The 12,310-nt window shown below is 30.5% G+C and carries 14 protein-coding genes; 6 read left to right on the forward strand and 8 right to left on the reverse strand.

Annotation, left to right across the window (positions count from 1 at the left end; all coding sequences use genetic code 11):
* Nucleotide 1: 1 nt before the first annotated feature.
* A complete protein-coding gene (locus ACTTA4_RS05710) occupies nt 2-1,051 on the forward strand; it encodes a threonine aldolase family protein (RefSeq protein WP_440633905.1) in 1,050 nt (349 codons plus the stop codon).
* Here ACTTA4_RS05710 and ACTTA4_RS05715 read toward each other — a convergent pair.
* Both ACTTA4_RS05715 and ACTTA4_RS05720 read right to left on the reverse strand, forming a co-directional pair.
* Complete coding sequence (locus ACTTA4_RS05715) at nt 1,044-1,271, reverse strand: hypothetical protein (RefSeq protein ID WP_440633906.1); 228 nt, start codon at nt 1,269-1,271, stop codon at nt 1,044-1,046. The genes ACTTA4_RS05710 and ACTTA4_RS05715 overlap by 8 nt on opposite strands.
* Before the next feature lie 33 nt (nt 1,272-1,304).
* A complete protein-coding gene (locus tag ACTTA4_RS05720) occupies nt 1,305-2,414 on the reverse strand; it encodes an alpha/beta hydrolase family protein (protein WP_440633907.1) in 1,110 nt (369 codons plus the stop codon).
* 97 nt (nt 2,415-2,511) lie between these two features.
* On the opposite strand from ACTTA4_RS05720, the gene ACTTA4_RS05725 reads away from it, so the two are divergent.
* On the forward strand, nt 2,512-2,982 hold the full coding sequence (locus tag ACTTA4_RS05725; RefSeq protein WP_440633908.1) for a GFA family protein: 471 nt from the start codon (nt 2,512-2,514) through the stop codon (nt 2,980-2,982).
* Here ACTTA4_RS05725 and ACTTA4_RS05730 read toward each other — a convergent pair.
* Genes ACTTA4_RS05730 through ACTTA4_RS05755 form a run of 6 tightly spaced genes read right to left on the reverse strand, consistent with a single transcriptional unit; the run spans nt 2,975 to nt 9,136 of the window.
* Entirely contained in the window at nt 2,975-3,802 is an 828-nt protein-coding gene (locus ACTTA4_RS05730; RefSeq protein WP_440633909.1) for a phytanoyl-CoA dioxygenase family protein, read from the reverse strand. The two genes, ACTTA4_RS05725 and ACTTA4_RS05730, sit on opposite strands and share 8 nt — an antisense overlap.
* Entirely contained in the window at nt 3,799-4,878 is a 1,080-nt protein-coding gene (locus tag ACTTA4_RS05735) for a Gfo/Idh/MocA family protein (RefSeq protein WP_440633910.1), read from the reverse strand. Before ACTTA4_RS05735 ends, ACTTA4_RS05730 begins: the two co-directional genes overlap by 4 nt.
* Nucleotides 4,875-5,885 (reverse strand): Gfo/Idh/MocA family protein, encoded by a 1,011-nt coding sequence (locus ACTTA4_RS05740; RefSeq protein WP_440633911.1) that lies wholly within the window; start codon nt 5,883-5,885, stop codon nt 4,875-4,877. The genes ACTTA4_RS05735 and ACTTA4_RS05740 overlap by 4 nt, the downstream gene beginning before the upstream one ends.
* Before the next feature lie 7 nt (nt 5,886-5,892).
* On the reverse strand, nt 5,893-7,599 hold the full coding sequence (locus tag ACTTA4_RS05745) for a glycosyltransferase family 9 protein (RefSeq protein WP_440633912.1): 1,707 nt from the start codon (nt 7,597-7,599) through the stop codon (nt 5,893-5,895).
* Between the two features lie 27 nt (nt 7,600-7,626).
* The gene (locus ACTTA4_RS05750; RefSeq protein ID WP_440633913.1) at nt 7,627-8,307 is read right to left on the reverse strand and encodes a formylglycine-generating enzyme family protein; all 681 of its coding nucleotides are present in this window, start codon (nt 8,305-8,307) and stop codon (nt 7,627-7,629) included.
* A gap of 4 nt (nt 8,308-8,311) precedes the next feature.
* Entirely contained in the window at nt 8,312-9,136 is an 825-nt protein-coding gene (locus ACTTA4_RS05755; protein ID WP_440633914.1) for a phytanoyl-CoA dioxygenase family protein, read from the reverse strand.
* 18 nt (nt 9,137-9,154) lie between these two features.
* On the opposite strand from ACTTA4_RS05755, the gene ACTTA4_RS05760 reads away from it, so the two are divergent.
* The 4 genes from ACTTA4_RS05760 to ehuD all read left to right on the forward strand — a co-directional run bounded on the left by ACTTA4_RS05760 (nt 9,155) and on the right by ehuD (nt 12,310).
* On the forward strand, nt 9,155-9,943 hold the full coding sequence (locus ACTTA4_RS05760; RefSeq protein WP_440633915.1) for an MOSC domain-containing protein: 789 nt from the start codon (nt 9,155-9,157) through the stop codon (nt 9,941-9,943).
* Nucleotides 9,944-10,040: 97 nt separating this feature from the next.
* Entirely contained in the window at nt 10,041-10,886 is an 846-nt protein-coding gene (locus ACTTA4_RS05765; protein ID WP_440618683.1) for a transporter substrate-binding domain-containing protein, read from the forward strand.
* A 71-nt stretch (nt 10,887-10,957) separates the two neighbouring features.
* Complete coding sequence (gene ehuC, locus ACTTA4_RS05770; protein WP_262589574.1) at nt 10,958-11,629, forward strand: ectoine/hydroxyectoine ABC transporter permease subunit EhuC; 672 nt, start codon at nt 10,958-10,960, stop codon at nt 11,627-11,629.
* Nucleotides 11,630-11,632: 3 nt separating this feature from the next.
* The gene (ehuD, locus tag ACTTA4_RS05775; protein WP_262589572.1) at nt 11,633-12,310 is read left to right on the forward strand and encodes an ectoine/hydroxyectoine ABC transporter permease subunit EhuD; all 678 of its coding nucleotides are present in this window, start codon (nt 11,633-11,635) and stop codon (nt 12,308-12,310) included.

Consider the following 12,310-nt stretch of genomic DNA (forward strand, 5'->3'; position numbering starts at 1 on the left):
GATGGCAAAAATAAAAACAAAAAGAGAGCGAGTTAAATTCGCTTCCGATAATGTTGCGGGTGCTTGTCCCGAAGTATTAGAGGCAATTATAAAAGCAAATGAAGGAGATAGTACTCCTTATGGAAATGATCCTTTATCAACAGAGTTACAAGATAAGTTTTCAGAAATATTTGAAAAAGAGGTAATTGTTTTTCCAACTGCTTCAGGAACAGCTGCAAATGCTTTAGCTTTATCTACGATGACACCATCATATGGAAATATTTATTGTCATAAGATGTCTCATATCAATACCGATGAATGTGGTGCCCCTGAATTTTATACAGGAGGTGGAAAATTAATTCCTTTAACTGGAATAATGGGAAAAATAACTGCAAAAGAATTACACCAATCGATAGGTGGAAAAGGAATTGTGCATCACACCCAACCTTCATCAGTTAGCATTACTCAGGTGTGTGAAACAGGCGAAGTTTATCAATTAGATGAAATCAAAAAAATTGCAGAGATAACTCACAAACATAATCTCAATTTACATATGGATGGCGCTAGATTTGCTAATGCATTGGTATCTTTAGATGTAACTCCTGCAGAAATGACTTGGAAGTCAGGGGTTGATGTATTGTCATTTGGAGCAACTAAAAATGGATGTTTAGCTGCTGAAGCAATTATATTTTTTAAGAAGGAATTAGTAGGGGATATCGCTTTTTTAATGAAAAGAGCAGGGCACTTGTTATCTAAAATGCGTTTTGTATCTGCTCAATTAGATGCGTATATTTCAAATGATGTTTGGTTGAGAAATGCGAAACATGCTAATGCAATGGGTAAAAAGTTAAGTGATGGCTTAAGCAAACATAATGATATTGAAATTGCTTATCCAACTGAAGCAAATGAAGTTTTTGCAAAATTTCCAAGAGAAAAAATAGAACATCTTAATTTAAATGGTTACAAAATGAATGAAGAAGAGTTAGACGGTAAAGCTGTGAGATTAGTTGCTGCTTGGAATACTAAAGATAGTGACGTTGATGAATTGTTAAATACAATTAAACCTAACTAGGATTTTCTTTTAAAAACTCAATATACTTTATTACTTCATCAAATTGTTCGTCAGGAATATCCTTGTAACTTGCATTGAATTTGCTTTTCACACAAATCGCAACATGAGCATAGGGGTTTCTTCCTTTTGGGTGATTTGGGTGGTCAGGTAATTGCCCCACCAAATAATCGCCAGCTTCCTGAATAATTTTCCATAGTTTACTTGCGTTATCTTTATTCATGATACTAAAAGCTTTTTGATTTGTTTATTTTGCTTAGTTAATCAAATTTTTTTTCCAAAAGTCTAAATATTCGCTCATAAACACTTTTCCTTTGTTACCACCTATATGAGCACCTTTTACAATACATTTTTCAAGTTTTAGTCCTTTCATCATTTTTTTAAATGCCTTTTTAGGATTTTCTCTTAAAATTTTATCAAATTCTTCCTTTGATTTAAAAACGCCATGGCTTATATGAGTATTTAGCCATTCCTTGTTCACACTACCATCATCCTCTGTATACCATGGTGGGCATTTACTAAAAGTTTGAAAAGATTTAAAAAATTTTGGTTCAAAACCACCTGTAAACATATGATGCCAACCAGATCTAATGTCTATTTTAACATCACCTCCATTAGTGTTTATTTTTTTTGCCAACTCGACACACTGCTTATATGAAGTAAAATCGTCAGCCTTACCATGTACATACCAAATTTTAGTTTCTTTTATAGGTTGTGGGTTTCTAAACATACCTGCAACACCGCATTCTGGTGACCTGGGTTGTGCAGCAACAAAATATAAATCTTTACTGACTAAAGCATCCCTTAATCTTTTTTCTCCTGCCATCATTGAAATGTTTCCTCCTCTAGACATGCCTGAGATCCCAATTTTACTCTTATTGACCTTTGGATTTCTTGATAAATATTCCAATGCCATAAATGCATCAACATAATTAGACCAGATACTTGCTTTAGATTGATCTCTATAAGTATTTTTTACACCTCTTGCAGAAAAATTATCTAAATACATAGTAGCTATTCCCATATCTAATAATGGTTTTTGTTGATCTCTCATAAATTCCAAATAATCTTCTGTAAATTCTTTTGCTCCACCACTACTATGAGCTAAAAGTAAAACTGGAAATGGTCCTTCTCCATCAGGAAAGGTTAATAATGCTTCTATCTTAATTGGTGTTTCTTTGTACCATCCTTCTTTAATAGCTTTATAACTGGCTACTTGATATGATTGAATTTTAACTAACTCACCATTACCAAGTTGTTTTGAGAGCTTATTTAAAGGTGTTTTTTTTGGTTTAATTTTATCTTCTGCAAATGTTACATTTAAGCATATCAAACACAAAAGTATGATTCCAAAAAGGATTTTCATAAAAAAATAATAACAAAAATTATAATAATTAACCATTTTATTTCTTTAAATAATCTAGTCTCTGATATAATTTTTTTTTAATATATAACCTTTAAGAATGTCAGATAAAAAAATTCACCAAGGTGGCTGTGCTTGTGGAGAAAATAGATATGAAACAACTGGCAATCCAGAACGAGCTAGAGTTTGTCACTGTAGATATTGCCAACTAAGATCAGGTAGTCCTTTCGGTGTTGGTGCTTGGTTTAAAGAAGAAAATGTAAAGCACAATTCACAAAATTATAATCAATATAAATTTGTAACTGAGAGTGGAAACACTTTTGAAACAAACTTTTGTAAAAAATGTGGAACTAGTGTTTACTGGACAATATCAGCACCTGCTTTAAAAGGTTTAACAGCAATTGCAGCTGCAACATTTGATCCACCAAGTTTTTGGTTTGGTATATCAGGTGAGATTTTTACAAGATCAAAAGCACCTTATATTGACATTAAATGTGAAGAACAATTTGAAACATCACCTACTTACAATCCAACTAAACAGGATGAGGATAGGTTTGATGGATCTAAATAAAATTATTTTCCCATAAAAGAGGAAAATATTCTTCATCTAGTAAATCACTATTTTCTTTTTTGTATTTTTTATAAGTTCTAGCTGTTCCACCTTCATTTGTTGGATGAAACCTAGCATTACTTGGAACACAATGAGAAACAATTGCTCGTCGATTGTTACTTGAAGTATTTATTCCCGATCCATGCCAGGTGAAGCCATGATGAAATGAAACACCACCAGCAGGTACTTCTACATAAGAAACTTCTATTTGTTTGTTATTTTTTTCAGCAAAAATGTTTAATTCTTTTTTATAATCTTCTGGTGAGTGAAATTCTCCTTTGGGTGGTTGAAGCCCCCATTTATGAGAGCCTTTAATATACTCTAATGTTCCAGTTTCTTTTGAGGTATCATCTAATGACATCCAACAAGTCATCATTGTTTGTGGGATAAGCCAATCATCATAAGCAGCGTCTTGATGAAAGCCTAAGGTTTTTCCTCCTGGAGGTTTCCATAAAACATTATCCTGAACTAATCTTGCACCTTGCCAGTTCATTAAAAGAGAGCAAACTTCACCAATTATTTTATGACAAACTACTTTTTTTATTAAATGATCTGCCTTCCAAGCATTACAGATTTGACGAGTAACATCCTCAGGATCTTTACCAAACTTCCAATTCCACTCATCTGGCTCAATTCCTGTTTCAAAATTACCTTTAAATAAAGGCTCAAATTTATTTCTAAGATCATCTATGTAATTTAAATCTAAAAAGTTATCTAAAATCAAAAAACCATTATTGTTAAATTCTTCAATTAAATTCTCAGAAAGTTCAAAGTTAATCATGAATTAATTGGTAACCATGAATCATAAAGTGGATTGTCTTTATCTATAGGAAGTTTAATATTTTTATTTTGTCTTGAAGAGTCGTAGACAGCGGTAACAAATTCTAAAGATTTTCTAGCATCTGATAAAGTTACCTCATCACTAGTAGATCCATCTAATTTATTTGCAATTTCATCAAACATACCTGCATACCAAGATGGAGGCTCTTCTACTTTTGCTAACACTTCATCAATTTGGGCTTGAGTAACCGGGGATCTTGGTAAGAAATGCCACTCATCATCCGCTGGACTGTAAGGTTTATCTGGTGATGCACCAGACTCTACTGTTAATCCTTCAAAGCAAAATCGAAGTCTGCTGGTATCGTTTGCAGCACCAAGTGTAATTGAGCTTGTAACTAAAGTTCCATTTTCCATTTCAATTGATAAAGCCGCACAATCTTCAACTTCAATATCATTTACTCTAGTTGATAATTTAGCAAATACATTTGAAACGGGACCTAAAATCATGCTGATTAAATCATGAATATGAATTGAATGGCTTAATATAGCTCCACCTTGTTCACCTTCCCAAGTTCCTCTCCAAGGTTTTGAATAATAATCTTTTCCTCTATTCCAATGAGTTTCTAATGAAGCAACCAAAGGTTTTCCAGCTAAACCAGATTTTATTAATGCTTTTAATTTTGAAAATCCTAGACCATATCGATATTGGAAAACAGGAAAAATAATTTTACCCGTTTCTTTACTGATCTTTTCTAATTCATCGACTTCTTTAAGACTTGATACTAATGGCTTTTCACAAATTACATGTTTTCCAGCTTTCATAGATTTTTTACAAGCTGAAAAATGTAAGTGTGGTGGAAGACATATATCAATAATATCTATTTCTTTTACTTTTAATACTTCATCAAAATTAAGTGATACCTTTGTTTCAGTTTCATTTGATAAAATGTTATCAATTGCTTCTCTTGTAAGCCCACATAAAGTGTGAACATTAAATCTTTCTTTAACTTTTTGAAAATCTTCATAGTGCTTAGCACCTATGTTAGTTCCAATAATTGCTACTTGATATTTCTTCATTTTGTTTCAGCTTTTAATTGTGCTTTTATTGCAAGTTCCATTGAAAGATAAGTTAATTCCTGAGCACAAGCAGTTTCAGTTCTGTTGATTACATCATTAATTAAATTTCTAAAGTAGGCAAGCTTAACATCAGAGCAATCGATGTATTTAACTTCTTCATTATTAGCTAAGTATAAATGATTACCTTTTTCTGATTTTGCTAAATCTGTATATTTTCTTATTTCTATATAGCCTTTATCCCCAAGGATTAATAATCTTCCATCTCCCCATATCGGAAGCGCATCTGGAGTAAACCAATCCAGTCTAATATAGCCATGTCCACCATTACCAGTTAGGTTAACTTCTCCAAAATCTTGAAAACCAGGTTTTTCCTTTTTGGTTGTGTTTTCTACAAGTGCATGATTAATTTTCGCTTCATTTGAATTTGTAAATACTAAAAATTGATGAATTTGATGTGAGCCTATATCAGTGATTATACCACCATAACTTTCTCGATCATAAAACCAATCAGGTCTTTCATAGTTACCTTGTCTATGTGGACCAGTTCCAATTGTTTGCTTTACTTTACCAATTTTTCCCTCGTTAACTAATTCTTCAGCCTTAGCAACAGCTGCAACATGAAATCTTTCTGAAAAATTAACAGACCATATTTTTTCAGTTTCTTTTACTGTTTGTTTAAGCTCGTTTAATTGACTTAAAGTAGTGCAACCAGGTTTATCGACCATCACATCTTTTCCAGCTTTTAAAGCTTCTATTGAATTATGAGCTCTATCTTTTGGAACTGAAGATATTAAAATCATATCAATTGATGGATCATTTAATATTTCTTCCTTATTTTCTTTTCTTTTAATATTTGGATATTTTGAATTGAATTGTTTTAAAGTTAATGGCTCACCTTTTGTCCAGAAATGATCACAAGTACATCCTTCTTTTAACATCTCATCAAGCATGTCAAAGATATGACCATGATCTATACCTAAAATTCCTAATTTAATTTGTTTTTTCATAAATAAATTATACTTTTAATTTATTTTTAAGATTTTCATAAACTTCATCTGATACATCATTCCAATTGTTAAATTTTTTTTGATGGAATAATTTAAGAGATAAATAAGGGTTGATTTTATTAAATTCACCCCATCTCCAATCAGGCGATAAATTAATCATACCCCAAGTTTCTTTATTTAACGAAGCTGACAAATGCAGTAATGAAGTGTCTGACGAAATAACTAAATCTAGATTTGGTATTATAGATAGTAGTTCTTTAAAATTATATTTACCAAAATCTTTTATTTTTGAGGATTTAAAATAATTCAAATCTCTCTCCCAAATTTCATTTTGTAAACAAAAAAAATTAATGTCCAATGTAAATAGCTTGCTTAATGATTCTAACGGTACAGATCTATTTGGTTCATTTGGACCTGTAAATGAACCTGACCAAGCTATACCAACATTCATTTTTTTCTTATCAAATTTTTTTTTCCATTCGTTTTTTTCGCTTATTTTAAGATCAATTAAAGTGTCGTTTTTATTTAATTTTTCTTTGTAAAAAAATTTTAAAATTGAACCTAGAGTAATTTTATAATCAAAAGTTTTATTTGGTATTGAATCTTCGTTGATAATTTCTAGGTTAGAAAAATCGTTTTTAAAAATATTTTGAATTTTTTTTTGTACCACCAATGTTACTTTTTTAGATATTTTCAAAAGTGGAAAGATATATTTTGAAAATTGTATAGTGTCTCCAAGTCCTTGTTCACAGTAAACTAAAATATGTTTTGATTTTAAGTTTTCTCCTTTCCATTCCTTTGTATTTTCTAAAATATTAAGATTATTTGAAGATCTGTATTCATAGTATTTCCATCCATTTTCAAAATCTCCATCAAATAATTTTCTCATACCTAAAAATCCAAAAAAATCTTTATTTTTTTCAATTTTTTCTTTGGAATCTTCAAGTAAAATTTTTGCATCATTATTATTCCCTATAGTAAAGTTTACTTTTATTAATTTTATTAAAAATTTAATATGATCTTTATTTGTTTCTAAAATTTTAATAGCTTCAGTAATTTCATTATTTGATAATAAATATTCTGCTTTATTAAATTGAAACTCAATGTAATGTTGATCAATATTTTTTGCTTTTATATAGAATAAATTTGAATTTTTTTTATCTTTTAGTTGTAAGTAGTTAGATAATATGTTGTTTGTAATAATTTTATCATTTTGATCTAAACTTAGAGCTCTTAAAAAAAAATCGATTGAACTTTTTGGCTTGTTTTTCTTTAGATAAATGTTTCCAATATTGTTCAAAGCAAATTTTTTTTCCTTGCCATTCAATTCAATACATTTTTGATAGTATTTTATTGCTTCTGAAAAATTTCTTTTTAAATCAAAAGCAAATGCAAGTTTATAATTATAAGAAGTATTTAGCTGGTCATTTTCGACCAACTTTTTACCAATATCAATCATTTGATCGATTTTTTTGTTATTATTGTAAATTATGTAAAGATTTTTCAGTGGATCTACAAATTTTTTATTTATTTGAAAGGACTTTAGAAAACAAATTTCAGCCATTTCTAAATTTTTTTGTAAATGATATACTGCACCTTTTAAATTAAGTATAATATGAGCATTGTTGTTATTTTCGTACAACTTGCAAAGTTTTAAAGCTTTATCAAAATTTTTATTATTTATATTCTCAATTATTTTATTTAGATTTGACATTTAACAACAAGGTGATTTTTTAAAATATTAGTCGAAGGCACATCTAAAACCAACATAAATTGCATAGAAATTAGATGGTTTGTATTGTGCTCCACTTTTAGAAGTTTTAGAACCTCCATACCACCATGATGCACCAGCTGTTAATGAATTGTCATTTTTTTGATCGTCTATCCATTCCCAAACATTTCCTCCCATTGCAACTAAACCATTAATTCCGTCTGGTAGTTTAGTTACATCAATATGTTTGTCATAATTTAATAATCCTTGAGAGTTCATATTTTTAGCCTCATCACCGCTTGGGTATTTATAGACTTTGCCTTTTTCAAATTCTGAAGAATTAAATACTTGCTTGTATGCAGCGTAAGACCATTCATCAAAAGAGGGCAGTCTACCATTTATTGATTTACAGTAATCCTCAGCTTCGTATCTACTAACATGTACCGCTGGTTCTAATTCACTATCAGGATTTTTGCCGTATGGGGTTTTATATGTCCAACCAGCTCTTTTTTCCCAACCAGCACCCCATTCATATCCACCACCAGTTTTCTCTGCTTCAGTGATTAAATTATTTTTTTTGGCATAAGTTTTAAATTCTTCAATAGTAATTTCATATTTATTTAAAGAAAAGTTTCCAAAATCAATTTTAGGATTTTCAAAGGCAAATGTTTTAGAAAATAAAAAAAAACTTAGGATAATAAGTTTTTTCATTTAATTAGTAGGATCCCTTTTTTTCTGAACCGTTATAAAAGATTTCTTGTAGATATTTATTTTCTCTATTTCTTAAAGACTTACCTTCTACACTCATTAATGAATTAGTACGATTAATAACTTCGTGATAATGATATTCATCTTTTCCTCTAGCAATTTGAACACTATTTTTTCCTAAAATTTGTTTAACATTAGTTCCTATGTAACTTTGAACCACAAAACCAATTCTTCGATCATTACTTTTATTTATACCAGAGCCGTGAACTATTCTTGGATGATGTAAAGACATTTGACCCGCTTTAAGCTCTATGGGTTTAACTTCATTTTCTGGCACTCCTTCTACTGTTTGACCACGTGTTAAGAGGTTTCCTTCATTAAACTTTTGGTTATGATCTTTTAGTTCTATATGAGACTTAGGCCACATTCTCATGCAACCATTTTCATTATTTGAATCTGTAATTGCTATCCATGCAGTGACCCAATTATGAGGTTCTAACCCAATATATTTTGCATCTTGATGATAACTTACAAATCCCTCTTGTTTAGGGTTTTTTATGAACAAAGTAGTACTACAAACTAAAATATTTTTTCCAATAATGCTTTCAACTGCATCAAGAATTTTAGAATTATGAGCAATCGCATCTAGTTTCGGAGAGATTAAATGAACATTGTATCTGCCAGATTTATCAATTTCATTTGGCATTTCTTTTTCAATTAGCTCAATTTCATTTCTTACCTCTAGAGCCTCCTCTTTAGTTAAAATATCTAACGGAGCAACATATCCATCTTCATTATACTGTTTCAGTTGATTTGAATTAAGATAAGTCATATTATTTTTAAAGATTATATGAGTGCTATTATTACTTCAATACATAACTGTCCTGTAAAATCGATTTCATTTCAAAATATTGAAAAATGTAAAATTAATAAAAATGTTGGGATAGAAGGTGATAGAGTTTTTGCTTTTTCACAAAATCTTAATTTAGATCAATCTGTAGAATTCGAAAAAAATCCTGAAACAAGAAAAGGTAAATGGAATAAAATCGTAACACTTAAAAATACACCAGTGTTTAATAAGTACAATTTTTTACATGAGGATAATAAGTTAACTCTAACGCTAAATAATAAAGAAATTATTACTGTTAATGTTAATGAAACAAATGAAAGAAATAATCTTGAAAAAAAATTAATTGAACTAGAGGGGTCTTTAAAAAACGATATAAGACTTATGATAAATGATGAGTATCCTTTTTATGATACCTCTATATCTAACAAGTCTATGTTTAGAAACTCAATTTCGCTTTTAAATATTAATAGCATTAAAGATTTTGAGAATAAAATTGATAAAAAAATTGAAAAATCTATTTTCAGAGGCAATCTATATTTTGATGGAGTAGAAGCTTGGGAAGAAAGAAACTGGATTGGTAAAACTATAAAAATAAATGATGTTTTGTTTAAAGTTGAAAAAAATATTCCAAGATGTGTTGCAATAAACTTAAAACCTGCAACAGATGATAATTCTTTTAATTTACTTAAAACTTTAAAACAAACTTACGATCACTATGACATGGGCGTTTATTTGACACCGGAAAATGATGGTGAAATAAATTTATCAGAAAAAATCCTTATAAAATAAATTTTAAACAACTTAGAATTGAATATTTATTCCAATTTCTGTGTACACCACTTCTCTAATCTGTTTAACTTTATCAAAACATAACGAAGGGGATATCATGAGAAAAATATATAAGACGTTAACTGTTTTATTTGTTCTTCTGTTTAGTATTTCGACTGTTAATGCAAAAACATTAACAGAAAGGCTTGCAGATGGTCACAAACTAAGACTAGGTTTTGGTACTGCTGTGCCATGGGCATATGCTGGAGATAATGGTGAAGCATTAGGTTTCGTAAACATGATTGCTTTAACTGTTTTAGAAGAAATGGGAATTACTGAGCATGAAACTAAAGTTTTTGAATGGTCAGGTCTTATTCCAGGAATAAATGCTGACAGATCAGACATGATTACTGGTGGTATGTACATTCTAAAAAGCAGATGTGCCAACATTGATTTTTCAGATCCAATCGGAGTATTTGGTGATGCGATGTTAGTTCCTAAAGGAAACCCTAAAGGGATTAATAATTACGAGGATGTTATAAGAACTGGAGCTAAACTTGTAACAGGAACTGGTTTTAACACTGTAGAAGCTGCAAAAAAAGCTGGTGTTCCAGATAGCCAAATGCTTTTAGTAGAAGGTGAAGTTGGTATTTTAGCAGCAATGAAAGCTGGAAGAGCTGATGCTGCTGTACAAACTTTCTTTGGCGCAAAAGAGCACGAGGAAAAAACTGGCGGAGCTTTTGAAGTAACTGATCCTAAATTAATGCCTAAAGAAACTGTAAACGTAGTAGGTATTGGTTTTAGAAAAAGTGATAGTAAGTTCAGAGATGCTTTCAACGTAGCTTTAGCTAAAGTTTTAGCTAATCCTGATAAAATGTTAGAGAGAGCTGGTAAGTATGGCTATGATAAAGCTCAACTACCTCCACCTGACATGACTACAGAGTGGGCTTGCTCAACTAAATAATTTACATTATTAAAAAATTAAACCAGGCAACTTGATTGTTGCCTGGTTTTTAAGATCTAAAGGAAAATACTTTGACATATTTTGAATTTTTAAACGAACACGGTGTTACACTTTTGTTAGGAACAGTAACCACAGTAAAAGTACTTGTTTGTTCTATGATTCTATATGTGATTATTTCCATGATTTTTGGTCTTATGAGACTTTCTAAAAATCGAGCGATACAAGGAATTGCTACAGTATATATAGAATTTTTCAGAGGAACTTCTTTATTGGTTCAATTATTTTGGGCCTATTATGTATTACCTTTTTTTGGAATATCACTTGAAGCATTTACAGCAGGAGTAGTGGCTCTTGGTTTAAACTTTGGTGCTTATGGTGCAGAAATAGTTAGAGCAGGAATACTTGCAGTCCCTAAGGGGCAATGGGAGGCTGCACATGCTTTAAACTTTACTCCAGCAAAAAGAATTAAAAGAATTATTATTCCACAAATATTTCCAATAATTCTTCCACCAGCAGCAAATTTAACTGTCGAATTGTTAAAAGCGACAGCATTAGTTGCATTGGTAACAGTTGTAGATTTAACTTTTGAAGCAAAACAAATTAATTCAATTACTTGGTTATCTGCTCAGTGTTTTGGAACAGCACTACTGATTTATTATATTATTGCTAGATTTGCATTGGTCCCATTTTTACGATGGTTAGAAGTGTTGGCAGCTAGAAAAGTTGGAAAGGAAAGAATTTAAGTTATGCAAATGGGATGGAGATGGGATTTTACATTTGAAATATTGCCACAAATGGCAATTGCAACTTTAAACACTATTCTTGCAGCTGGTGTAGGTTATGCAATCGCTTTAATAGTTGGTTTATTTTTTTTACTAGGTCAAAAAACTCCTTTTAAAATTGTTAACTGGATTAATAGAGAAATAGTAGAGTTTATAAGATCAACACCGCTTTTGATTCAGTTATTTTTTGTTTATTTTGTATTACCACAATTTGGAATTACCCTATCAGCTTGGGTTTGTGGAATGATTACTATTGGTCTTCATTTTGGAACTTATTTATCTGAAGTTTATAGAGGTGCTTTGGAAGGAGTTCCAAAATCTCAATGGGAAGCATGTAGAGCTCTTAATTTTTCAACAATTTATACTTACAGAAGAATAGTTCTGCCACAGGCATTTCCTATAGCTATACCGGGCATGGGTAATTATTTAGTAGGTATCTTTAAAGATACACCATTACTTTCAACAATAGGAGTTGCAGAATTATTCCATGCAGCAACTGCAGTAGGTGGATATAATTACAGATATCTAGAACCTTACACTTTAGTTGGACTTATATTTTTAACTCTTTCAATTCCTGCTGCAATGTGGGTTAGAAAATTAGAAAACGATGTTAATAAAGCACAAGGAAAAATAAAAAAATAA

The organism is Candidatus Pelagibacter sp. HIMB1485 (assembly GCF_052048055.1).
Classification (GTDB): domain Bacteria; phylum Pseudomonadota; class Alphaproteobacteria; order Pelagibacterales; family Pelagibacteraceae; genus Pelagibacter.